Origin of the sequence: Streptomyces albicerus (assembly GCF_008905045.1) — a bacterium.
In the GTDB taxonomy this organism is placed as follows: domain Bacteria; phylum Actinomycetota; class Actinomycetes; order Streptomycetales; family Streptomycetaceae; genus Streptomyces; species Streptomyces albicerus.
The window spans coordinates 1-24,091 of the sequence record NZ_VWMY01000110.1 but is presented as its reverse complement, the minus strand read 5'-3'; the positions used below and the strand labels follow the sequence as shown (position 1 = coordinate 24,091).

The 24,091-nt window shown below is 69.9% G+C and carries 17 protein-coding genes and 3 pseudogenes; 12 read left to right on the top strand and 8 right to left on the bottom strand.

Going from position 1 to position 24,091, the window contains the following annotated elements; all coding sequences use genetic code 11:
- Positions 1-131 precede the first annotated feature (131 nt).
- The 3 genes and pseudogenes from GAS53_RS50595 to GAS53_RS50580 all read right to left on the bottom strand — a co-directional run bounded on the left by GAS53_RS50595 (position 132) and on the right by GAS53_RS50580 (position 3,015).
- Positions 132-1,268: pseudogene (locus GAS53_RS50595) on the bottom strand (IS30 family transposase).
- A gap of 163 nt (positions 1,269-1,431) precedes the next feature.
- On the bottom strand, positions 1,432-1,692 hold the full coding sequence (locus GAS53_RS50585; RefSeq protein WP_151484597.1) for a hypothetical protein: 261 nt from the start codon (positions 1,690-1,692) through the stop codon (positions 1,432-1,434).
- Between the two features lie 267 nt (positions 1,693-1,959).
- Positions 1,960-3,015 (bottom strand): methyltransferase, encoded by a 1,056-nt coding sequence (locus tag GAS53_RS50580; RefSeq protein WP_151484596.1) that lies wholly within the window; start codon positions 3,013-3,015, stop codon positions 1,960-1,962.
- Between the two features lie 199 nt (positions 3,016-3,214).
- Here GAS53_RS50580 and GAS53_RS50575 point away from each other — a divergent pair, with 199 nt between their 5' ends.
- The 3 genes from GAS53_RS50575 to GAS53_RS50565 all read left to right on the top strand — a co-directional run bounded on the left by GAS53_RS50575 (position 3,215) and on the right by GAS53_RS50565 (position 5,672).
- Positions 3,215-3,811: an EXLDI protein gene (locus tag GAS53_RS50575; protein WP_192583659.1), complete on the top strand. Its 597-nt coding sequence runs from the start codon at positions 3,215-3,217 to the stop codon at positions 3,809-3,811.
- Between the two features lie 57 nt (positions 3,812-3,868).
- The gene (locus tag GAS53_RS50570; RefSeq protein ID WP_151484594.1) at positions 3,869-4,858 is read left to right on the top strand and encodes an ATP-binding cassette domain-containing protein; all 990 of its coding nucleotides are present in this window, start codon (positions 3,869-3,871) and stop codon (positions 4,856-4,858) included.
- A 67-nt stretch (positions 4,859-4,925) separates the two neighbouring features.
- Entirely contained in the window at positions 4,926-5,672 is a 747-nt protein-coding gene (locus tag GAS53_RS50565; protein WP_151484593.1) for an ABC transporter permease, read from the top strand.
- 9 nt (positions 5,673-5,681) lie between these two features.
- On the opposite strand, the gene GAS53_RS50560 is transcribed toward GAS53_RS50565, so the two are convergent.
- Genes GAS53_RS50560 through GAS53_RS50550 form a run of 3 tightly spaced genes read right to left on the bottom strand, consistent with a single transcriptional unit; the run spans position 5,682 to position 8,148 of the window.
- Entirely contained in the window at positions 5,682-6,899 is a 1,218-nt protein-coding gene (locus GAS53_RS50560; protein ID WP_192583658.1) for an iron-containing alcohol dehydrogenase, read from the bottom strand.
- On the bottom strand, positions 6,886-7,494 hold the full coding sequence (locus GAS53_RS50555; RefSeq protein WP_192583657.1) for a response regulator transcription factor: 609 nt from the start codon (positions 7,492-7,494) through the stop codon (positions 6,886-6,888). The genes GAS53_RS50560 and GAS53_RS50555 overlap by 14 nt, the downstream gene beginning before the upstream one ends.
- 51 nt (positions 7,495-7,545) lie before the next feature.
- On the bottom strand, positions 7,546-8,148 hold the full coding sequence (locus tag GAS53_RS50550) for a PadR family transcriptional regulator (RefSeq protein WP_192583656.1): 603 nt from the start codon (positions 8,146-8,148) through the stop codon (positions 7,546-7,548).
- 241 nt (positions 8,149-8,389) lie between these two features.
- Between GAS53_RS50550 and GAS53_RS50545 the strand changes: the two genes are divergently transcribed.
- The 9 genes from GAS53_RS50545 (at position 8,390) to GAS53_RS50505 (ending at position 22,544) form a co-directional block, all read left to right on the top strand.
- Positions 8,390-8,587, top strand: a complete 198-nt coding sequence (locus GAS53_RS50545) for a thiomuracin/GE37468 family thiazolyl RiPP peptide (RefSeq protein ID WP_151484589.1) — start codon at positions 8,390-8,392, stop codon at positions 8,585-8,587.
- A gap of 61 nt (positions 8,588-8,648) precedes the next feature.
- Positions 8,649-10,715 (top strand): hypothetical protein, encoded by a 2,067-nt coding sequence (locus GAS53_RS55795; protein ID WP_192583655.1) that lies wholly within the window; start codon positions 8,649-8,651, stop codon positions 10,713-10,715.
- Positions 10,712-12,568 carry a TOMM precursor leader peptide-binding protein gene (locus GAS53_RS50535; RefSeq protein WP_192583654.1) on the top strand — a complete coding sequence of 619 codons (1,857 nt, stop codon included), beginning with the start codon at positions 10,712-10,714 and terminating at the stop codon, positions 12,566-12,568. The genes GAS53_RS55795 and GAS53_RS50535 overlap by 4 nt, the downstream gene beginning before the upstream one ends.
- 5 nt (positions 12,569-12,573) lie before the next feature.
- Positions 12,574-14,145 (top strand): nitroreductase family protein, encoded by a 1,572-nt coding sequence (locus tag GAS53_RS50530; protein ID WP_151484586.1) that lies wholly within the window; start codon positions 12,574-12,576, stop codon positions 14,143-14,145.
- Complete coding sequence (locus tag GAS53_RS50525) at positions 14,142-16,601, top strand: lantibiotic dehydratase (RefSeq protein WP_151484585.1); 2,460 nt, start codon at positions 14,142-14,144, stop codon at positions 16,599-16,601. Before GAS53_RS50530 ends, GAS53_RS50525 begins: the two co-directional genes overlap by 4 nt.
- Before the next feature lies 1 nt (position 16,602).
- A complete protein-coding gene (locus GAS53_RS50520; protein ID WP_192583653.1) occupies positions 16,603-17,457 on the top strand; it encodes a lantibiotic dehydratase C-terminal domain-containing protein in 855 nt (284 codons plus the stop codon).
- Positions 17,454-19,970: a lantibiotic dehydratase C-terminal domain-containing protein gene (locus tag GAS53_RS50515; protein WP_151484583.1), complete on the top strand. Its 2,517-nt coding sequence runs from the start codon at positions 17,454-17,456 to the stop codon at positions 19,968-19,970. Before GAS53_RS50520 ends, GAS53_RS50515 begins: the two co-directional genes overlap by 4 nt.
- A gap of 62 nt (positions 19,971-20,032) precedes the next feature.
- Entirely contained in the window at positions 20,033-21,334 is a 1,302-nt protein-coding gene (locus tag GAS53_RS50510) for a cytochrome P450 (protein ID WP_151484582.1), read from the top strand.
- A gap of 4 nt (positions 21,335-21,338) precedes the next feature.
- Positions 21,339-22,544: a cytochrome P450 gene (locus GAS53_RS50505; protein WP_151484581.1), complete on the top strand. Its 1,206-nt coding sequence runs from the start codon at positions 21,339-21,341 to the stop codon at positions 22,542-22,544.
- Between the two features lie 141 nt (positions 22,545-22,685).
- Here the strand turns inward: GAS53_RS50505 and GAS53_RS58670 are convergent.
- A pseudogene (locus tag GAS53_RS58670) lies at positions 22,686-23,160 on the bottom strand (transposase); the annotation flags it as partial.
- Between the two features lie 205 nt (positions 23,161-23,365).
- Positions 23,366-23,955: pseudogene (locus GAS53_RS50495) on the bottom strand (IS5 family transposase); the annotation flags it as partial.
- Positions 23,956-24,091: the final 136 nt, after the last annotated feature.

Genomic DNA, 24,091 nt, shown 5'->3' with positions numbered 1-24,091 from the left:
AGCGGCAGGTAGGAAGGGCGGCGGACCCGGGGTGTGGTGGAAGCAGAGAACGGCCTTGACCGCTTCACGCCGTGCGGCGGAGAAGGGAAGACTGGGAAAGGGCGAATTCCAGTGAGCGTCGCAACACGTGATCATTCCAGTGTTGCGACGAGCTTAGTGAAGAGCTCGGCGGGTGTCTGCCAGCCGAGGATCTTGCGGGGGCGGTCGTTGAGTTCAGCGGCGACGAAGGCGAGATCTTCGGCACTGTAGATCGATAGGGCGGTGCCCTTCGGGAAGTACTGTCGCGGCAGGCCGTTGGTGTTTTCGTTCGAGCCGCGCTGCCAGGGGCTGGCCGGCTCGCAGAAGTAGATCGGGATGTTGGTGGCGCGGGTGAACTCGTCGCGCCGTCCCATTTCGCTGCCTTGATCCTAGGTCAGCGAGCGTGTCAGCTCGGCCGGCAGTTCGACAAAGGCGTGCACGAGAGCGTCGCGGACGTGCTCGGCGGTGCGGCCGTGCGGCAGGTGCAGGAGCTTGACGTAGCGGGTGGTGCGGTCGACCAGGGTGCCGATGGCCGAGCGGTTGCCCTGCCCGACGATGAGGTCGCCCTCCCAGTGGCCGGCGACCTGACGGTCCGTGGCTTCGGCGGGCCGCTGGTTGATCAGGGCGCCTGGGTCGATGAAGCGGGTGGCGCGCTCATCCACGCGGCGACGGCGGTGCCGGGCGCGGCGGCCGGAGCGCAGCACGCCGGCTTTGCGTTCCAGGCCGCCGCGGTGCGGCAGGTAGATCGCCTGGTAGATGGTCTCGTGCGCCAGGTGGCGGTCCGGCTCGCCCGGGAAGGCGGAGCGCAGAACCTGGCTGATCTGTTCCGGGCTCCAGCGCCGGTCCAGGTGCTGCTGGATGAACTGCTTCAACTCCGGATCGCGCCGTATCTTGCCTTCCTTGGAGCGGGCACGACGCACGGCAGCTCGCCGCTGAGCCTTGAACGGGTGGTACTTGCCCGTGAGCGGGTCGCGGTTGCGCCGCACCTCCCGGCTGATCGTGGCAGGGTCGCGACCAAGCTCGCGGGCGATCGCGCGCAGGGACTTCTTGGCCCGCAGCAGGTCGGCGATGGTGATCCGCTCGTCCTCCGACAGGTAGCGCGGCGAGACTGCGTCGGAGGCCCGCTCCTCGGCGATGGGTGGGTAGAACCGCTCGCGTCCAGTCCGGTCAGTGTCCTTGCGCCCGTACCTCCATCGGGTCCCCGTCCTCCGGTTGATGCCTACCTCGCGGCACGCGGCCGAGTTGCTAATTCCCTGCGCCATGAGCCGAAGGTATTGATCACGTTTCTCCGCCAACGGAGCAGGTCCACGCTTCTTACGGGTCCGACGTGACTTGGTCATCGCAACATCCCTCAGGACAGGTGTTGCAACGACCTATAGAACCCAAGCCGTCCCCTGGGGCCGCTGAACAACGTCAGGGCCAGAAGAGGAAGCGTCCCCCGAGTCTGCTCGTCCCAGCAGCCGAACTCTTCCCGATCTCGGCGATGGAGGAGGCGTCCGCGTGCGGCAGCCCGCCTGCCCCGTAGACGGGCAACACCGGGACGAGCTCGGGCACGGACGGCCTCGTGGAAGCGCCGGTGTGGACGCCCGGGTCCACAAGACTGCGCAGGCGCGCGTTGTCGGCCCGCAGCCAGGCGAGTTCCTCGCGTAGCTCCGCGTTCTCCTCCAGCACCACGTCGAGGCGGATGCGCAGTTTTCGCTACTTAGACAGGGGCACGGTTGCCTGGAACGTCTTGCCCCCGGGGGCGATCTCGACATGCACGTGCGAAGCGAGTTCTCGTATGAGCTGCCAGCCCACCCCGCCGGGCCTCAGCACGTCCAGATCTCGCTCCTGCGGAACGCGCCGGCTGGCGTCGGCCACCGTCACGGGGTGCACGCTCCACATGGGGAGGGGCCCCCGACCCTGCTCAGGGCGGCGGCTCCCGCGCAGACGAAGAGCGAGTCACCGGCGTGCGACGATCAGGTTCCATGGGAAGAGACAGGGAGCGAAACCGGCGGTCACCTGGTCGACGCTGAACCCAGCCGTGGTGAGGATGCGCTCGAACTCCCCCCGGGAGCGCAGTCGGCCACCCCATAGCGTCCATGCGGAGAAGCTGCCGATGGCCTCGTAGCCGGCGCCCGTTCCGCCGTTGCTCGGCGAGTCCTGGCGGAACCAGTCCACGATCAGGAGAGGGGTGCCCGGTGCCATGGTGTCGTGCAGACGGCCCAGGAGACGTGCGACCTCCTCGTCCGACCAGTCGACCACGATGCTCTTCAGCGTGTAGAGGTCGCCTCCGGACGGTACGGACTCTCGGAAACTGCCTCCGGCGAACTCGATCCTGTCCACCACGCCGGCGGGTGCGAACGTCGGCAGCGAGGTCTTCGCCATCTCGATCACATGGGGCATGTCGAACAGAACGCCCGTGGCCTTGGGTGCCGCCTCGAGAACGCGGCTGAGAAGGGTGCCCCTGCCGCCTCCGACATCCACGATGCGTCCGTAGCCCGAGAAGTCGTGAACCGTCACCAGCGCGTCCAGGCAGTCCCGGGTCGTCTCGGACATCACCTCCTCGAACGCGGTGCCTTCCTCGAGATGGTGGCCGAAGTACTCGTACAGATGCTGCCCCGCCACTTCGCCGCCCGACTGCCCGGTCCGTACGACATCGGCGATGTGCTCGTAGGCGCGATTCATACCCGGGCCCGCCGCGTACAGAACGTGGGATGCCAGGGCAGAGCCGGAACGCAGCAGCGTGCCGCGGTCGGTCACCGCGTAGGTGCCGTCCGGCCCCGGTGTCACCAGGGACTGCGCCGTACACGCGTCCAGGAAGGAGGCCATGGCGCCCTCATGCGCACTAAGGGCCTCGGCGAGTTCGGTCGCGCTGCGTGGCTGGGCGGCGAGATGGTCGGCGATCCGTAACTTGACGAACGCTCGCATCAGCTGGGTCGTGAAAGAGGCGCTGTACAGGGTGTTGAGGATTTCGGCCGCCGCGGTGGCAGGCGTCGTGGACGTGCTCTGCGCCATGGATCCCCCTCTTTGGTCTCTCGCGGCCCGCTCTCCCCTTGGGCCCACGGATTTCGGCGCACGATACGGGCGGGTGCACTCCGGTCACAAGGGACAGAACCGGACGCGTCGACGAGCTCAGCGCCCTCCGGCTTGGCGGGAGCGTGCGTCGACCGCTAGAGTATACGTATACGTATACGCATGCACATAAGGAGTGGTCGTGCCGAACAGGACGATCTATGTGGCCGAAGGCGATGTCGCGCTGTTCCAGCGTGCCCAGGACCTGACCGGAGGAAATCTCTCCGGCGTCATCGGCCAGGCCCTGCGCCGTTTCGTCGAGCTCAAAGAAGCCCATCTCCAGGGCTACGAAGAGGTCGAGGTCCGCGTGGGGCGAGACGGGGTCTACCACCGCAAGCGCTTCGTGGCACGGCTCGTCGCGCAGAGACGCAAGCGCGCTTCGGACGGCCGCAGCGGCGAGTGGTTCGCCGTGTACCAGACCAGGAGAGGCAGGTTCGCCGTGTACAGCAAGCGAGTTGACGAGAGCGACACCCCGTCCGCGGAGTCCACCACAGAGCTCTGGACGGGTGAACCTGGCGCGGGCGGCGCGGAGGGGCGGGAGTCCCGGAACTCCATCGAATTCTGGGAGAACGTGTCCCATCTCGACTCCTGGTCCGACTGGGGTGTCGCGGACAGCGCCGAGCTGAGCCTCGACGTGTACGAGAACCTCGACGACCTCAAGGGGGCGGTTCCGCCGGAGCTGGCGCGTGTCGCGGAGGCCAACTCGCAGCAGCAGCCGGTCGAGGAACTCGACATCTGAACCGTCGGGCGGCGGACGGCGCCGACCGGACCACGCGTGACAGGGGGAGGGGCGACAGTGATCGAAGCGGAGAAGCTCAGCCGGGGATTCCGCCGGCGGGGGAAGCAGGTGGAGGCGGTGCGCGGCATCGACCTGCACGTAGGGAAAGGGGAGATCTTCGGATTCCTGGGACCGAACGGGGCCGGGAAGACGACCACGGTCCGTATGCTCGCCACACTGCTCCCGCCCGACTCGGGTCGTGTCCGCGTCGCCGGTTGCGAACTGCCCGGGGAGACCAGGCGCGCACGCCGCCTCATCGGTTACGTCGGGCAGGCGGGCGGAGCCGACGAAGGGATGCCGGTTCGCGACAACCTGCTCCTCCAGGCACGGCTCAACGGGCTCGGCCGCACCGAAACCCAGGGGCGAGTGGAGCGCATACTCACCGCGCTCGGTCTGTCAGACCTCGCCGACCGGTTGCCCCGGACCCTCTCGGGCGGCCAGCGTCGCAGAGTGGCGCTGGCACTCGGGCTGGTCCACCAGCCCCAGGTGCTGTTCCTTGATGAACCCACGCTCGGCCTGGACCCGGTGTCCCGCGCGGCTCTGTGGGAGGAAGTGCGCGCGCTGCGTGAGGCGCAGACCACGGTCTTCCTCACCACCCACTACCTGGAGGAGGCCGATGCGCTCTGTGACCGGGTGGCGATCATCCACCAGGGCCGCATCGTCGCTTCGGGCAGCCCGGCCGGACTCAAGCGTGAGATCAGCGGCGACGCGGTGACCGTCTCGGTCGGCGAGCAGGATACGGAGCGGGTCAAGGCAGCCCTGGAGTCGCTCTCCTTCGCCCGCGAAGTGCGAGAGGCGCCGGGCGCCGTGCGCGTGTACGTCGAGAACGGCGCAGATGCGATCCCCGCTCTGGTCCGCACCCTCGACGAATACGCGGTGGCGGTCGAGTCCGTGGGGCTCGAATCGGCCAGCCTCGACGATGTCTTCCTCCGGTACACCGGATCGTCGCTGCGCACCACTGGCCCGACCGAGACGGCTCCGGCCGCCGGATCTCCGTACGGCGTGTGACGGTCCCGCACTGCCGCCGGGTGAAGTCCCTTACGCCGCACGAGCCTTGACCTGAGAAAGGACGCATGTGTTACGCGACACCGGCCTCGTCTTCGTCTACCAGACCCGTCGTCTGCTGCGGGCGCCCGTCGTCATCGTGGTGGGAATCATGCAGCCCTTGCTGTGGCTGCTCCTGTTCGGACCACTGCTGGACAGCTTGACCGGGCCCGGCCTCGGTTCGTCCGACGCGTTCGACCTTTTCGCACCGGGCCTGCTGGTCATGCTGGCTCTCTACGGCTCGCTGTACACGGGATTCGAGCTGATCTCCGAACTGCGCGCCGGGGTGGTCGAGCGGATGGTGGTGACACCCATGCGCCCCACCGCGCTCATCCTGGGCAAGGCGCTGCGTGATGTGCTCGCCCTCGGAGTGCAGGCGGGGATCCTTCTCCTGATCGCCTTCGCCATGGGACTCGACGCGGACTTCGGCGGTCTGCTGCTGGCACTCGGGCTGTTCGTCATCGTTGTCGTGATGACGGCGTCGTTCTCCTACGCAGTCGCACTCACCCTGCGCGACGAGAACATGATGTCGCAGTCGATGGGCTTCCTCAGCCTGCCGCTGCTGCTGCTCTCGGGCGTGGTGCTGCCGCTCGGTCTGGCGCCCGGCTGGCTCAGAGACATCGCGCAGGCCAACCCCTTTTACCATGTCGTCGAAGCCTCCCGGGCCGCGATGTCGGGAGACTTCTCCGACTCGTCCATTGTGGTCGCGCTCGGTTTCTCGGTGGGGCTGACCCTGCTCGTGATGCGCTGGGCCGTCGGCTCGCTGCGCCGGGGCTGAAGGAGCGGCTCAGGACACGGGGTCCGACGCGGCCGCGTACGCCTCGGACGCGTCCCGGGCCGTGATCCCGGTCAGAGCCCGGGGCCAGGAGGACACCGCGTCGCGCCCCAGCCCGACCGCGTCGGCACCGGCCGGGGCGACCGGGGCGATGCCCCATCGCCGCAACAGCCCGGCAGCGGCGGCACTGCTGCCCGCCGGGTCAGATCTGGCTTCTGGGAACAGCCTGCGCACCACGCGCCGAGACCTGTTGCCATCCGCCCAGGGCGACGGTCCGTGCGCGCTCACCGCGCGCTCCAGATAGCTGGGGAACAGCCAGGCGAGCGCCGCGTTCTTGGCCGTGCCAGTCGCCGTGGCGGCCGTGTCCGCGAGGTACCAGAGAAGGAAGGCGAACGGTGAGCCGCCGACCCGGGCCCAGACCTGGTGCGAAGCGGCGCTCACCGACGCGAGCCGCTCCCGTACGGCGGCCGGTGACTCCTCGGCTGGTCGTCCGTCCGCCACGAGCAGGGTGTCCGCACCGTGCATCACTGTGGCGGCGCACTCCAGGAGCCACTCGGCCGCCGCGGCATTCATCCGGTGCGGGCCCAACAGCGGTCCGACGAGCCGCAGGAGAAGTTCCAGCGCCCCGGCGGCCAGCAGCGGTCGAGGCAGCGTGCCGGTGAGATACGGGTCCAGCACTGCACTGGTGGGGCGCAGGGCCGGTGAGCAGACGAGCCGCGAGCGCTTCCCGCCGAGGGGTAGACGTGCCACCGCGCTCGTTTCGGACCCGGTGCCCAGCGTGGTCGGGAAGGCAGTTAGCGTGGGCGCCGCCCGAGTCGCCCGAGTGAGCAGCGCGAGACCGGAGCGCGGTCCCGGGGAGAATCGCGGTTCGCTGCCCGCCGCGAGGGCCACGGCCAGCTTCGCCGTGTCCATGGCAGAGCCGCCGCCGAGCACGGCGACGTTACTGGGCTGCCGTTCGAGGATCTCCCGCGCCGCACGTACGGGGGCATCGGGGGCCGCGTCGGCGGGAATCGGCCATACCGCCGAGCGCCCGTTGTCCACGCACTCCCGCACCAGTTCGCCGGCCGGGCCCGCGTCGGGGTCGAAGAGCACCAGGACGCCGCGGCCAGAGAGCAGGCTGAGTTCTGCCGCCGCCTGCCCCGCCCCGATTCGCAGCCGACGTGCGGCCGCCTGCCACAGCAGTGCGGGCTCGGACAGCGCCGCGACCGTCGGCGGATCAGCCTCGTACATAACGCTGCTGCGCAGGGAGGCTGATTTCGGCGAAGAGTTCGGATCGGTGTCTGACCGAGAGTTTGCGGAGTACGGCGGCCACATGATTCTTGACGGTGTTGCTGCTGATGGAGAGAAGGTGCGCTATTTGCTTGTTGGTACATCGCTCCGCGAGCAGCCAGAGCACCTCCTGTTCGCGGGGTGTCAGTGATGATAATTCCTCTGCCGAGGGGAGTGACGGCCCTTCGAGCGGGCCTATCAGCCATTCCCTGGAGCCGCACAGCGTCGACTGCACCGCCGTGGCCAGACGGTCGGGGTATTCGTTGGCATGGACGAAACTGTCGATGCCGGAGAGTTGGGAGAGAAGGACGTCGCGTGGTGTCACGCCTTGGCAGAAGGCCAGCACGGAAGGCGGCCGGCTGTGCCCCTTCAGCTCCCGGCAGAGCGCAAGCCCCGCGTTCAGCGTGGGTTGTGTGGGATCGAGAATGACGAGCTCCACCTGACCCTGCCGGATCAGCGAGTGGACGTCGCCCGGGTCGTCGACGTCGGTGAGATGCTCGGATGCGCAGACGCTGGGAGCCTCGCGTAGCGCTGTGGTGATGCCAAGCTTGGTCACCGGGGACAGGCTGTACAGAACGATTTGCAACTTTTCCCCCTGTCAGTGTGTCTAAAAGTTGCGCCGATCCGTCGTGTCATGCCGTATGTTGCTGAATTCCTGGTGCAGTTCAGGAAGCATGTCCGTCAGATCGGTCAGCCACGCGATTTCGCACTGAAGCCGGTGAATCATATGACGGACTATGGCCACCGCAGCTCGTGGAATATTCGGATCCGCACTCAGTTCGATTTCGGTGTCCTGAAATCCCGTCAGCTCACGCCGCAGCGTCGACATCCGGTGCTCGATGCTTTCGGCCAGCTCCGTGAATCGCGTTACGGGCAGCACCGTGAGTGCGACGTCGAAGGGATCCGAGCCTCCTGTGGGTATCCATCGCAGTGCATTCGAGAGAAGTTCATGGAAAACGCCCCTCCCCTGCTCGGTGATCCCATACACCGTCCGTTCGGGGAACCGCCCGGGGCGCTCGACACGCAGAGCCTCGATCAAGCCCTCCTCGTCCAGCCGGGAGAGCACGCCGTAGATGGCGCTGGCGCGAATCGTGCTCCACAACTCGGCGCTGGAGCGCTCCGCCAGCCGGAAGATCTGGTGACCGTGCATGGGTCCCCATTCGGCGAGCGTCCCCAGCACGAAGAGTCGACTGGTGTTCACGACGGCCACAGGCGGACCTCCGGGCATCGGAGTACTACTCGGACGAAGCTACCCACACGAGAGTACTTCCGTCAGAACCCTTACGCCGACGCGGTGGTGCAATCACGCCGTCTCCTGGTCCACTTCGGACTAACTCCGACTAGGCAGAGACCGGGGCATTTGACCCTTCGAGTGTGATGCCGGCACACGGACAGGTCGGCGAGAGTCGAGCCGTCCTGATCCCGGCAATCTGATGGAAGGGAGGCACGAAATGGAGAAGCAGATCGCAGGTGCGGTCGTGAGTGCGGTCGACAGCCCGTCTCTGGACCTCGGCGACCTCGATGTGGAGAGCCTTGAGTTCTCGACGGACTCCGAGGGCGGCCTGGAGTCGCTGCGCATGGGCCACGGTTTGACCGAGGTCGGCGCGTCATGTTGCTGCTCGACCTCGGTGTGCAGCTGCTCGACCTGATCGCGTTGCGCGGCCGGTCCGCCGTCAGCGGGCCGGCCGTTCCCGACCTGAAGAGGGATGTATGCAGAGTCCGACGATCTCGGAACCCTCCGCCCGTCCGCTTCCGGGGGACACCTCGCGGCCCAGGCTCCGCAGCGACGCCCTGTGGGTCCCCCACGACGACGGTGCCTTCCTGCTGTGCAATGCCTCGTCGTTGACCATCCGGGGCAAGTCCTCGTACGAGCTGGTGAGTCGGATCGCGCCCCACCTCGACGGAACCAAGGAGGTGGGCCGACTGCTGTCCGGCCTGTCTCCGGCAGTGGCCGAGCAGGTGCGCGTCCTGCTGCGGCGCCTCGAGGAAGCCGGCTTCGTCCGTGACGCGGCCACCGACCGCCCCCATGGGCTGACCGACCGGGAGTTGGTGGACTACGCGGGAGAGCTGGCCTTCATCGAGTACTTCCGCGACTCGCCCGCGGCGCGGTACGAGGCGTTCCGGGACACCCCCGTGCTGTGTGTGGGGGCGGGACTGGTCTTCGACGGTCTGGTTCGCGCCATGGTCCAGCTCGGCAACCGCCGGACGACGGCGGTGCTGACGGGCCCGGCATCAGAGCGTCCCGGGTACGAGTCCGCCGTGGAGACGGCACGGGAGCGGGATCCGTCGCTGTCCCTGAGGACGGCGCTGCTGCCTTCCGAAAAGGGCGCCACCGAGGGCGAGTTGGCCGACCTGATCGAGACCCAGGAGATTGTGCTGCACTTCGCCGACGACTTCGACCCGCGTCTGGCACGCCGCCTCGACGCGTGGTGCGCACAGGCGGGTACGACTGTTCTCCACGGTGTGGTGGCCGGGGACGATGTGTGGCTCGGCCCGACGTGCGAGCCCGGTGCCCGCGTGCGCGGTCCCGACCTGTGGGCCGAGGCAGGGCTCGACGGAACCGGTCGGCGCAGCGCGTTCCTGGCCGAGCCCACAGCCCGGATCGTCGCGGCGCAGCTGGCTTTCGCGGTGTTCAAGGCGCTCACGGGCGTGCCGGCCGACGACTTCCGGGAGCGCGCGGTACGCGTGGATCTGGCCACCCTTGTCACCCAGGAGGTGAACCTCGCCTCCCTCGACCGTCTCACCGCCGACGACCGTGACTCCGCCGAGCCGGGGGAGTCCGAGGAGCCGGGGGAGTGGTTCGCGGCGCTGCCGCCGACGGAGTCCGAACGTGCCGAACTTTCCCAGGTGTTCAGCCGACTCGTGGACGGAACGGTCGGACTGATCAGGAACGTGGACGAGGAAGCGCTCGCACAGATCCCTCTGCACCGATGCCGGGCCGAAGTGGCCCTGCCCGCCGCTCCCGGCCGATCCGTCGAGGCGGTCGGCGACGGTCTGGACCTCGCCGCCGCGCGGGTCGGGGCGGTCCTGGCCGCAGCGGAGTCCGCCAGTCTCCACGGGACGCTGGGCACGGCGGGACGTGCGGCCGCCGAGCTCGTGGAAGCCGTGGACCTTGCCACCGGCGAACCTGTGACGGTCCCGTATCACCTTGTGCACGACGACAACGCCCGGATGTCCACCGCCTCGGCGGCCGCATGGAGTGTCGCGGCGGCCTCAGCGCTCGGCCGCGCCGCCAGGCGGCTGCTGCGCGACGGACCGTACGGAGAGGGAACGCGGTGCACCCCGGCCGGTCCGGACGTGCCCCGACTGCTGCATATCCTCGAAGCCGCCGGGCACCGGCCCACCCTGCGCACGCTCTGCGACGCCGACGGCTACGCGATCGTGCGGGCCGACTGCGGTTCCGGGCTCGTCGGTGTGGGAGCCGGGCCGTCGGCGGCCACCGCCGGCGGCGACGCGCTGTACGACGCCGTCCGCGGGCTGCACGAACAGGTGAACGGCGAGCCGACGGAGACCATCACCGTCGGTGGCGAGCCTGCCGCCATCGGCGACGAGTCCGCCGTACCCGGCCACGACCCTGGGGGTACACCTCACACCGATGCGGCCGGATCCACCATCGCTCTGGCCCGCGCCGCCCGGTGGCTGGCGGCAGACGCGATGCCGCCCGCGTCCCGGCTCCTTGCCCTATCGCTGGAGACCCACCCTGTGCTACGTGCAGCCGGCCGTACGCACTGCGTTGCCGTACTCGTGGTTCCGGCCGGCGAACGGGAGGCGTCGTGACGGTAACCGAACCGGTGACCGGCCCCGCTGTGCGTGTCCTTCCCGGGCCGCCGGTGGAGGAGGAACTCCGCCGGCTCGAGGCGGAGGTGGCCGGCGGCCGTACCGTTGTGACGGCGTGGTGGGAACCGGGCCGGATCGTGGTGGGCCCAGTCGTGCGCCGCGGAGTCCGGGGATGCGTGCGCTGTCTGGTCACGCGGTGCGCGGCTTGCCGCCCCGAGGCGTTCCCCCGGATACGTCAGCGGGTCCAGGAAGGCTCGGTGAGCTTCACGGACCGCCATGCCCTGCTGATGTCCGTGGTCGACGACCTGGTGGCGCAGCTCCTGGCCCGTGACGAGCAGGAGAACGGTCCGCACCGTGACTTTCTGACGCTCCGGCTCAAGGACCTCGCTGTGATACCGGGGCAGTTCCTGCCCGACCCGCTGTGCCCGTTCTGCTCCGACCTGCCGGACGACGAGGCTCTGTCCGGCGCGGAGTTCGACACTCCGGCGCCCAAGGCCACGGCCGACCGCTACCGCGGTGCGGATCTGCTGTCGGACGCGGAGCGGCTGCGCGGCCTGTATGTGAACGAGGACGCCGGTCTGATCCGCCGGCTGCGCCGCAGCGCGCATGGGCTGTTCCCGACGGCCACTGCCCCGGCAGGGCTACGGGTGACCACCACACAGGAGATCGGCTTCGGGCGGCAGACCAGCTTCCTGGCCGCCGAGACGACCGCCCTGGCCGAGGGACTCGAGCGGGTGGGAGGCGCCCAGCCCGGAGGACGCCGGACGGTGATGTACGCAGACCTGGCGAGCCTGGGCGCGGACGCCGTCGACCCCAGGCGGTTCGGGCTGCACGATCCGGAGCAGTACCGGACCCCCGGCTACCCCTTCCAGGAGTTCACCGACGACCTCGAACTGCCCTGGGTCTGGGGCCGGTCCCTGGGACAGGACCGTCCCGTACTGGTGCCGGAGTGCTTCGCGTACTACGAGCCCCTGTACCGGCCGACGGGCAAGCCGGCACTCGCTTACGAGATCTCAAACGGGTGTGCGCTGGGTTCGAGTCCGACGGAGGCGGCACTGCACGGGGTCTTCGAGATCGCGGAACGGGACGCCTTCCTGCTGACGTGGTACTGCCGGCTCAACCCCGTCGAAGTGCTCCTCGATCCCCGCCGTGACACCGCTCTCGCGCTGATGGTGGAGCGCATCGAATGGCTCAGCGGCTACCGCATACGGCTGTACGACATCACGAACGACCTCGGGATCCCCGCGGTCTGGGTGCTGGCGGTGGACGAGGCGGAGCGGGAAGGGCAGCCCCGGGCACTGTGCGCGGGCGGCGCTCATCTGGACCTGCGGCAGGCGTTCCGCTCGGCGCTGCTCGAACTCGCGCCGTTCACCGCGGAGTTCCCGCCCGCCTACCGGGCGGAGCGGCACCGCGTCAGCGGGATGCTCCAGGACCCCGAGACGGTCAGGCACATGGAGGACCACCGGCTCCTCTACTGCGCCCCCGAGGCCTTCGACCGCTTCGAGTTCCTGCTACGTCCACGGGCCCGGGTGTCGTTGGCCGAGGCCATGGAGAGGCAACTGCCTCCGGACCGCCACATGGACCTGCGCCAGGACCTCGCCGACGTGGTGGACCGTATCGGCAAGGCCGGCCTCGACGTGCTGGTGGTCGACCAGACCACACCCGAGCACAGGCTCGGCGGTTTCCGCTGCGTCAAGGTCCTGGTGCCCGGAGCTGTTCCGATGACCTTCGGACACTGGGCGCGCAGGCTCAACGGTCTGGACCGCCTCCGGCACGCCCCCGTCCTGCTGGGCCAGGCCACCGCACCCCTGACGCGGGCCGACCTCAACCCGCACCCGCATCCGTTCCCGTGAGTACCGTGCCGTCCATCACCGCCCAGCCGGCCGTCGTGGCCGCCCGGTACGCGGAGCTGACCTTTGACCGCATGCCGTCGGCGGTCCCGAGCGGGCTTCCCGTCGATCCGCCGCCGTGGACCCGGGCCTCCCATGTGTCCGAGTGGATACGGCCGTTGCCGCGTCCGGCGTCCGACCCGACCGTGGACTGGTCCGCGGCGGGGCCGTACGGGCCCGGGGCGACGCCGTCCGGCGTGCGGTCCGGACCGCGACCAGCGGAGACCGGCACGCCGCTCGACCGGCATGCACTCGCCGGTCTTCTCTCGCTCGGTGCCGGCGTCTCGTCCGTGGAGTTCGGGCCGCAGTCGGCCTGGCGCCACCACCGGATCGCACCGTCCGCCCGCTGCGTCTTCCCATGCTCGGTCCGGATCATCGGCTGGGGCCGGGAGGATGAGAAGCCGGACATCGCTCGTTACCATCCCGAGCACCACCACATGCGCAGCCGTGTACCGTTCCGGCACGCACGGTGGACGCGGATCGAGTGCGTCGTGACCGCAGAAACGGGCGCGACCGGGGCGCATTACGGCGACTACGCGTACCGGCTCGTCTGCCAGGAAACGGGTCTGCTGCTGGGGGGCCTGCTCCTGGCCGCCCGCGCGCTGGGCCTGCGGGTGCAGGCCGACCGCATCCGTACGCCGCACGAGCTGGACCGGCTGCTGGGCCTGGACGGACAGCACGAGTGCGCCATGGCCGCGATCCGGGTGTCCGGTCCGCGGACCGCGGTGGTGTTTCCAACTGCGGACGTCCGCGCCGCCGGTGTACACCGCAGCTGCCCGCCGCTTGCGGATCTGGGCCCGCTGTCGGCGGCCGCCCACGAGGCGTTCGCCGGCACCCGGCCGGTCGCACGCTCCGTGACCGGCATCCGGCCAGCGCCCCGTCCCGCGGACGGCGCGACGGTTCAACCGGACGGGTTCCAGGACCACTTGCCGGTGGGCGTACCCTGGCGGCGACTGCGTGCCGCACGCGATTCCGGCGACCCCGGCTTCATCCCCTCGCCGCAGCCCCTGGGCCGCGGCACGCTGGACCGGCTGCGCTCGGCCGCCTTCGGCACCGCGTTCCCGGACTTCTGGCACGGGGGACCCGCACCGTCGCTGGTCACCGCTGCGCTGAACGTGACGGGGGATGAGCGAGGTCTCTTCTGGTACGACGCCCCAGGCCTGGCTGGGCCGCGATCCGTACGGCGCCTGCTGGCGGGCCCCGAGACCGTCCGGTTCCTGCGGCGCTGCCAGATGGTCGCGTCGACCAACGGCCACCTCGCCCCCGCGACGGTGTTCGTCGCGGTGGACCTTGCAGAGTGGCTCCGCCACCACGGCGCACGAGCCTACGTCGAGTTGCATCTGCGTACGGGGGAAGCCGCGCAACGGCTGCTGATGGCGGCGAGCGCGGAGGGACTGGTCGCCAGGGTCCACAACGGCTTCTTGACCGGTCCTCTGCGCGAACTGTGCGGCACCGGGCCCTGGATCGCCCCCTTCGCCGTTCTGCTGAGCCGTCGCCGCCCCTCGGCACGGTACCGGTTCGCACTGGACGGAGGCCTGTGAGCGAGATGAGAAGCGCGCCCTTCGTGGTCCGCGTGCCCGCCTTTCCAGCGGACGCAGTGACGTCCCTGCGCTCGCCGCGCTCGACGGCGGTACTGGAGAGCTGCCGAACCGCCCGCGAAACGGCACGTCTTCAGGCGGAACGCTGTTCCGACGTGCTGCACGGCGTTGTCGGAACGCTGCCGCCCGGGCGTGACCGCAGCGCCGTCCTCGAACTACGCCGCTCGATCCACTCGGGGCGCGCACCACGAGCCCGCCGGCTGGCGGACAAGCTCGTGTCCCTGCTACCTCCCGAGGCTGAGGAGGCCGTGCGCCGCTGGAGCCGGTTGCAGGAAGAGGCCGAGCACACGACGGACTGGGCCGAAGGCATCTGGAGCGCGGAGCTGGACCGCACCGGCGCCGCCGCGGTCCGTGCGGCGAGCCTCCCGCCCGTCGTCCGGGAACTGACCCGGTCGGCCTCACCACTGGCCACCGCACTCCGGCAGGCAGTGGCCGCTCTTGACCGCGGAGCCCGCCCCGACCTTGACACCACGCTCAGTGCCTATGCTTTCGCGACCCGGGCCTCGCTCAAGACGACCCCGCGCGGGACGTTGAGCGCCTGGGCCCGCGGCGTCTTCCACCCCGGCCCCGACCGGTGGGAGGGAGACGTACGGGAGCGTGCCCACCACGCCGAGCTCAACGCCTTCATCGCTCTCACCCTGCTGGGTCAACTGGCTCCCGGCACGCGGCTGGTGGTCAATCCCAGCGTGGTGTCCGCGAACGGTGCCCTCTACGTCATCGCCCCGGCCTGCGACGCGGTACGTCGTATCCGCCTCGACCATACGCTCCAAGATCTGATCGCCCAGTGGCCGGACGGCGGCAGGACCCGGGATGCCGCCGTGCGGATCCTCGCGGACGCCACCGCAGGGGACCCGGCGGAGTCGGACCGGACTCTCGCGCGCCTCACCGGTGCGGGACTGCTGGTACCCGTCGACGAGACCTCCGTCCAGGACCCGGACCCGCTGCGCGCGGCGGCGCGCCGCACCGGCACGACGCCGGAAGCCGCCACGATCCTGCTCGACGTGGCGGACGCCGCCGAGGCCTGTGCACACCTGGACTCCGCGGCGGAGGCTCTCCCGCAACTGGCTGACACCCTGCGCTCGTTGAGCAGTCGGCTCTCCTGGCCGACGGCGGCTCTGGAGCAAGGTGCGCCGGTCTTCGCCGACACCGTGCTGCGCGACGGGCGGCTCGCACTGAACGAGGAGGACTGGCTGCCCCTGGAATCCTCTCTGCACTCCGTCGCGACCTGGATCGGCCATACTGACCCCTGGGCCACGGCGCGTGCTCGCGCGGAAGACCATCTCGTCGCTGTCTTCGGCGCGCATCGCCCCGTTCCGCTGCCCGTCGCGCTGCACGAGCTGGTCCGCGCCCCCGGCGTCGACGAGCTGTGGAGCGGCGACTTCCGGCTGCCGCCCGCAACGGATCCGGGTCTGCGGTCATTGCGGCGGCTGCTGTCGGAGTCACCGATCGACGACGACGTGATCCGGATCGATTCGCTGCCACTCGCTCCGCCCCACCAGGAGAGCCTCACGACCCGACTCGCCTTCTACGGTCATCCGGTGCGACTGGGCGGTCGTCCGATGTTCGTCGTCAATTCGGTGGAGGACGGCTCCGGGCGGGCGAGCGCCCACCTCCAGCGCATCCTCACCCGCCTCGGCGCGGACGAGGAGGAGAGCACCGCCTGGCGCAGCGGCCTGCCGACCCCGCTGCCCGGCCTGCTCGACGTGGAGCTGGCCGCGGTCGCCGACAGCAACGTCAACCTCCGCGTCCTGGGCGCACTCCCTGAGTTGATGATCTGTCAGGGAACTTCCTCCAGCGCGGACCGGCTGGAAGCGCGGGACTGCTGCGTCGTGGCCGGAGACGGCCGCCTGCAGCTCACCCACCGGGGCCGGAAGCTGCGCGTCGTCCCCCGGGGACGCATGGCCGACTTCCATCATCCGCCGGTGCTGCGGCTGCTGTTGCGCATGTTCGGGCCACCGCCCGAGCACCGCGTGCAGCCCGTCGTCGCCCCCGAAGGACGGCTGACCGAGGCGGGCTGTCGCATCGTGCCGAGAGTGGAGCTCGGTGATGTGGTGCTGATGCGCCGTACCGTCATCGCCGAGTCGGACCAGGTGCCGCGGCGCGCCGCCGGGGAGAACCGGCTGGGACACGCGGTACGGGTCGACGCGTGGCGGCGCGCCTCCGGCATACCCCAATGGTCGTTCGTGCGCGCCACCAACGGCCCCGGGGCGGACAAGCATCGCAAGCCGATGCCCCTCGACCTCGCCTCGCCCCTTGGAATGCTCCAGCTCGAACGGATGACACGCCGCACGGCACAGAGGCTCCTCTTTCAGGAGGTACTGCCGGACACCTCGCATCTGCCCCCTGACGCACACGGCACGGGATGGCCCGCTGAAGTCGTCTGGGAGGTGGATGCCTGAGATGCCAGCCGAACCCGTCGCCGCGCCGGTATGGCTGTCGGTCCATGTGTACGCGCACAGCGATCTCGACGACCACCTCGCCGTCCTGGCCGGACACCTGCACACGGTGGCCGCCGCGGTCGGCGCCCACGCATGGTTCTTCCTGCGCTACTGGGAGGGCGGACCACACGTACGGCTTCGGGTGCTGTGCTCGTCGGCCGGGCAGCGCACCCGCGCGCTGGAACTGCTGTGCGCGGCCGCGGAGCACTGGGCCGAACAGAACCCGGAGCGCGAAGAGCTCAGAGAGGCCGAGTACGCGGCGTCCGTCGCCTGGGTGCTCCGCCGGGAGACGACCGGCCGTCCCGCCGCACCGTTACGGCCGTCCCGCACCGTCCGGGTCGAACCTTTCTCCGGCGCCTGGATGCCGGACGCGCCGGAGTGCACGGACCAGCCGCGGACACTGTCGTTCCTGACCGTCTCCAGCACGGTCGCCCTGCGCCTGCACCAGAGCCGGGGCTGGCAGGCCAGGCTGCGCCACGCCGTGGACACCCTGCGCAGCGTCCTCGGCGCGTCCGCACGGCCGGAAGTCCTCCCGCTCAACGACGCCGTCGACGCGTGGGCGCACCGATTGGCCGGCGCCGAAGCCGAAGAGGTACGGCACCGCAGCCGGCTCGCGCTCGCCGCGTCCTGGCCGCCCCCGTCCCGGTGGAGCACCGGCCTCGGCGACCAGTGCCTTGCCATCGACGGGCCCTACGGCTCGTCGCGCACCGTGCTGCACGCCTGGCACACCCACTGCAACCGCCTCGGACTGAACCTGCTCGAGGAGGCGGCGGCGGCCTGGACCGCCCTGGCTCTCACCGCGAAGGACCGTGGATGACCGACTCGACCGAACCCGTCGTATGGCTGGACCACCGCCTCTACCACCGTGCGGACCCCGACGGACTGCTCACCGGTCTGCTGGCACCCCTGTTCCGGGACAGCGCCCGCCACTGCCGCCTCCAGCACTTCTTCCGGGAATGGCAGGGCGGCCCCAACATCCGGGTCGCCCTGCTGGTCGAGAAGGAGCGGGCGGACCAGGTCGCTGGGGATCTGCGGGCCCGCTGCCTCAACCACCTCGCCGCGGCCCCGGACGGCCAGCGGGCCCCCGCAGCGTCCTCTTCGGATCTGGCGCTGCGTGAGGCGGTCACCGACCAACTGCCGCCGCAGCCGGACAACTCCCTGCTGGCCGTGGAACACCAGGACCGCTCGGCGGTTCTGGGCGGTCCCGCTGCCGTCGAGTTGTTCGACCGGTTCCACCATCTGTCCACCCGCACAGCCCTGCGCACCCTCGCGGACGCACCCTCAACGGTCGGCGGAGGGTACCGTGCACGCGCCGCCGTCACCCTCATGCTCCGTATCGCATCGCGTTTCCCCGGGGAGCTGCGGCTCGGCGGGATGTCCTATCGCTCGCATGCGGAGGGAGCCGTTATGGAATCCCCCCGCCCCGACGAACTGCAGCACAGGCTGCAGCAGTTCAGCAGTCGGTGGGTCCCGATCCTGCGACCGCTCGCCGAGCAGCTGCTGAGTACCGGAGGCGACGACGCGGGAGCGGAACCGCCCGGCCTGGCAGCGTTCCTCGACGGGATCGAGGACCTCGTGCCCGACGCCAGAGCGCTCCTGGCCGCACAAGAGCTGCGGCTGCCGCTTGCCGGCCGACACGGCGAAACGACGTGGGACGACGACGTGCTGCGGCACAGTGAGTTCCACCGCGCCCTGCAACGCGACCCGCGCTGGATGGTGGCCGCCGCCCAGGATCCCGTCCTCCGTCTGCACCGCGTGCTGGTGAACTGGGGCTATCTGCACATGACACGGCTCGGTGTCGTACCGGCCCAGCGGCTCGCTCTCTGCCACCTCGTCGCAGACCTCGTCGAGCGGTACGCGGATGCCAGGCCCTATCTCGGCTCCAGCGCCCGGGACTTGGCGAAGGGCACCGCGGGCTCCGCCGCATTACGCTACGCACGCGACAACCGCACCGGGGCGCGGATTCCGCAGGACGTCGACTGGTCGCGGCTGCCGGCGGAGCGCCCCGACCGCGACCGACGCGAGTTGGTCGCCCTGCCGACGGGCACGGGCTGTGCGGCCGACGGCGGCCCCGGCGAGCCGGGCCCGACGCGGCTGGCGTCCGTCCTGCGCCGTACGGCCGGAGTCTCGCGGCTTCGCTGGGAGGCAGGGATCCCGTGCGGCGGGAACCGCTTCCTGGGTCCGGTCCACCGGGTGGTCTCCTCTGCTGGGCAGCGCTACCCCGTCGAACTGCACGTGTTGCCCGGAGACCTGCTACCGCGGATACCCGCGGGCCGGTACGAGCCGCTGCACCACGCGCTGTCTGTGCCCCCCACTGCCCGGAGAGCTCGGGTCACCGAGGACCCGAGCGCGCTCGTGGTCGCCGTGACACCGTGGCGGACCCGCTTCAAATACGGGGAGTTCGCCTACCGGCTGCAATGCCTGGATGCCGGGGTCATGGTGGGGCAGGCGCTGGCCGTCGCCGAGGCCGACTGCCGGGAACTCCAGGTCCTCTACTGGTTCTCGGACGACGCCCTGGACCGTCGCCTCGACCTCGACAGCCACCGCACACGCGGCTATGCCGTACTGACCGAGGCCTTCGACGCGTTCGCGGCCCCTGACGAACACCGCGACGCGGGCACCGTCGGCGACCCCTTGGAGGACGCCGCGCGTGCGGAGACCTCACGCCCCGGTGTCGTCCTGCCCCCGCTGCTGCCCCGGCTGGCCGCGGGCATCGAGACCTGGACCGACCTGCCCGTGCCACCGCGCCGCCCCGACGGCTGGACGGCCAGGCGTACGTCCATGGGATTCGCCGGGCCAGGCCCCCTGAACCATGCCGAACTGGCCCGCCTGCTGCAACGGGCGCACGCCTCGTACGCGTCCGACCTTCCCGGCGGAACACCCTTCTCCCAGACGGCGTTCGTCGCCGCGATCGGCGCGGTCGAGGGCGTGGACGCGGGTGTCTACCTCGTCACCGAAGAGGGACGCCGACTGGGCCTGCTCACCGCCGGAGACGTCCGCCCTGCCCTCCAACGGGCACTGACCAGTGCGGTGTTCGACATCGTGCACAGTCCGTTGGCCCTGACGGTCCTCACCGACTATGAGGCAGCACTACCGCACTACGGCGACCGCTGGCTGCGCGTCCAAGGCATGGAAGCGGGCCTGGCCGTGCAGCGCTGCTACCTGTCGGCGGCGGCCGACTCACTGGCTTGCCAGGCACACTGCGGCTTCGACCCGGACCGGCTGCTGCACGTACTCGGCCTCGCGGACCAGCATCTGGACCCAGTGATCCAGATCCTGGTCGGGCGGTCCCGCGCGGCCGGTCTCCACCATGAGATCGCGATGTTCTGACTCCTGCTCACCCACCTCCCGGAGCCCCACGGACCTCGTGGCTCCACAGAAAGGCGGTCACCATGACGACCACAGACAGCGCGCAGCCCGCACTCCTGCGCCCCGCGGACCCTGAAGCGCCGTTCGACGAGGCCTTCTTGGACGCCCCGCACGCGGTCCTCGGCTGGTTCCGGGAGCACCGGCCGGTCGCCGAAGTGCGGCTGCCCAACGGCCTGAGCGCATGGATGCTTACGCGGGACGACCACGTCAGGTCGGCGCTCGCCGACCAGCGCTTGGTCCACGACACCCGGCGATTCCCGGAGGCCTGGCAGAGCCTCGACTGGAACTCGCCCGCCGGCGACATGATCTCCGCGTACGGACGGAACCTCTCCAGCGCGGACTCGCCCGAACACGAGGGCTACCACAGCGCTGTCGCCGGCGCGTTCACGGCACGGCGCGCCGAGGAGCTGCGGCCGCTCGTGCAACGAACCGTGAACTCCCTTCTCGACCGGCTGCCGACGGACGAACCGGTGGATCTGCTGGGGCAGTTCGCCGTACCGCTGTCGGTGAACGTGATGTGCGAGATCGTCGGGGTGCCGGAGTCCGACCGCCCTGTCTACCTCGACTTCGTACGCCACACCGTGTCGATCGACGACGACCACGACACGGGCGCGCTGCAGGCCTCGGCGATGCGGTCCTTCGAGCTGCTCGCCGCCTACGTGGCGGACCGCAAAAGCACTCCTCATCACGACTTGATGGCGGATGTGGTGGATCTGGCGGCGAAGAACGACATCCCCGACGAGGACGTCGTGACCGTCCTGTTCCACCTCTTCGTGGCGGGCTTCGACACCACGGGCGCGTTCATCGGAAACATGGTGGAGGGCCTGCTCGAACGGCCCGAGCTCATGGCCGCTCTGCGTGAAGGCCCTGGACGCGTGCCGTCCGCCGTCGAGGAGTTCCTGCGGTTCGACGGGTCGGCGCGGATGGGCGTGTGGCGATTCGCCGCCGAGGACATCCAGATAGGAGACCGGCGCATACCGGCCGGCAGCCTGGTGATCGTGTCGCTTGCGGCCGCCAACCGTGACTCGGCCAGGTTCGCCGAGGCCGACACGCTCGATCCGGACCGGGACGACAATGCGGGGCACCTCGCCTTCGGTCGGGGCAGGCACCGGTGCACGGGCGCCGCGCTGGCGCGGGTGGAGACCGAGGTGGCCGTCACCACCCTGATCAGGCGCCACCCCGAGCTGCGACTCGCCGCCGACCGGGACGTATTGCGCCGCCGTGTGGTGATCACCCTCAACGGCCGTCGCCGCCTGCCCGTCCTGCTCGGGCCCGCCGCGTCACCGAAGAGCGACACCCTGCCCGCCCCCGCCCTGGACGACTGAACCGATGACCATCGCGGACACGTCGCGTGAGCCCACTCTGCGGTCCCTGCTGACCTGGATGCGGCACCATCGCGAGACCGGCTCCGTCCACTACGACGAGCGGCTCCGGTCCTGGCAGGTGTTCGGGCACGCGGAGGTCGAGCGCGTCCTCTCGGACCCCGCGACGTTCTCCTCAGACTTCGATGGTGTCTTCCCCGGCCAGCCGGACTTCGAGCGCTATGCACAGGGCAACTTCCTGATCACGGATCCGCCCCGACACCGCAAACTCAGGGGGTTGGTGACCCAGGCGTTCACCCCGCGCCGGGTCGCGGGGCTCGCGCCGCGCATAGCCGCCGCCACCGACCATCTGCTGGACGGGCTGGGCGGAGCCGAGCGGTTCGACATCGTGGAGGCCCTGGCTGTTCCGCTGCCGGTCATCGTGATCGCCGAGTTGCTCGGCATCCCCGCGCAGGACCGAGCCATGTTCCGGCAGTGGGCGGACGCTCTACTCAACCAGAACGAGGGCCCGGTCGTACGGCCGGACAGAGCCGGTGTCGACACGCTCGGTCCCGTACTGAGGGAGATGAACTCCTACCTGTTGGCGCACATTGGCGAGCGGCGTGCCCGTCTTCAGGACGACCTCGTCAGCGCCCTGGTGCGGGCGGAGGATGACGGCCGGCAGCTCGACGACGACCAGGTGCTCGGCATCGTCGCCCTGCTGCTGCTCGCCGGGCATTTCACGACGTCGGCCCTGCTCACGAATGCCGTGGTAACGCTGGACGAGCACCCCGAGGCGACAGTCTCGCTGCGTGCGGACCGTGCGGCGCTGCCCGTCGCGATCGAGGAGGTGTTGCGCTACCGGCCGTCCTTTCCACGCGTGACGAGGCGCGTGACACGCGAGGTGGAACTGGGCGGCCGACGTATGCCCCGCGACGCCCTGGTGGTTCCGTGGCTCGCGTCGGCGAACCGTGACCCTGACCGTTTCCGCGAACCCGACCGCTTCGACTTCCGACGCAGGCCCAACCGTCATCTCAGCTTCGGGCATGGCATCCACTTCTGCCTAGGAGCTCCGCTCGCCCGGCTCGAGACGGAGGTCGTCCTCAACCGTCTCTTCGACCGCTACCGGGCGATAGACGTCGTCAGGGACATGTCCGATGACGAGGCCCTGGCGTGGGAGGCCGTCAGTATTCGCCGCCTGACCGTGCACGCCACGGCGGCCACAGGCCTGTGACGCGCCGAGGGCAAGGGGCCGCGGACTCAAAGCCTGTCGTTCCGACGATGTTGACCACCGGGTCCGTTGGAAGGGGCTGACGGGGCGGACGCGGGCGGGCGCCGTTGTGCCCGGTGGGAAGCAGGTGCTGAGCCGGACGAGGTTGGTGTCGGCGGTGGTGAGGATGTGCTGGACGTGCGTCTTCGCGAACCCGCGGTAGCGGCAATGGCGTAGTCCGTGGGCGTGGACGGTTTCGGAGACGGTGGCTTCGCAGCGCGCGCATCGCGTAACGGCGCTGCCATGCCTCGGCCTTCTGCTCGGCGCGGGCCCGGGTCTGGATCTCCTGGACGGGCTGGGGCAGCAGGGTGAGGTGGTGACCCTTGCCGTCCACGTTCCCGGTGCACATGAGGCGGTCCCCGCACTCACGGCAGGCTTTGCGGGGGAAGGGCACGGAGAATCGGGCGTGGCCGTCGGTGTGGGTGGGCTTCCAGAGCGGGCTGGTCACCCCGTGCGGACAGGCCAGGGTGCGGTTCTCCCAGTCGATGCGGAAGTCGTCCTTGGCGAAGCCGGGGTGTCCGCGATCGCCCCGGGGATCGAGGCGCACCGACCAAGGTGATGCCCCAGTGCTGGGCGGCATGATGGATGACGTCCGGGGTGACACAGCCGGAGTCCAGCAGGTGCTCGCTGAGACGGACCCGTAGGGCAACAGGGCGGCATGGATGCCGTTGAGGGCGTCGATGTCCTGCTCGGGCGCCGGCTGGGTGGTCACCTGCACGATGACGCGCGGTATGTCTGCGTCGCAGGTCTCGGTTTGGTGGTCACGGCATCCGGTCCAGGACCGCTCGCCGGATGTGGTGAGCCTGCGGGAGAAGCGGGCGGTCGTAGGCTTTGTCCGCATGCAGGCGCTGGGCGCTTGAAGTCCCGGCCGCGGCAGGGGTCGTGTCTCGTTTGATGATCCTCGATCATGGCTTCAGGCCCTCGCTGTCGTGGGTGTTGGCGGCCGAGACGCCGACGAGAAGGGGCTCTCCGTTCGCGTCCGACAGGACGTGCATCTTGGAACCCGGCTTACCCCGGTCCACGGGGCTCGGGCCTGTGTGTTCGCCCCCCTTTTTTTAGCCCGCACGTGAGCGGAGTCGAGGACCACGCGCGAGACGTCGATCAGGCTGGCATCGTCCAGCCGGTGCGGCACGGCTTCGTGCGGGCGGCCCCAGACGCCGGCCCGCGACCAGATCAGGAACCGATGATGCGCGGTCGACTTCGCGATTCCGAAGCAGGGTGGCGGGGCCCGCCAGGCGCAGCCGCTGACCAGCACATAGATGATCGCCGCAAACCACGTTTCATCCCGCCCGGGGGCCGACGACGGAGGGATAAGCGGCTTCGCGATCTCCCACAGGCCGTCCGGAACAATCCAACTCCACGTACCCCGCCCCATGTTCAGGTCAACGTCCGCCTCACCACGTAGGACACGGCCATACTGGCTCTACTGACCTTGCTGGCGCGATGTCGTCGAGGTGAGGCCGGTTTCAGCGAGACATCCATCGATGAGGTTGCTGCGGTACTGGATCTTG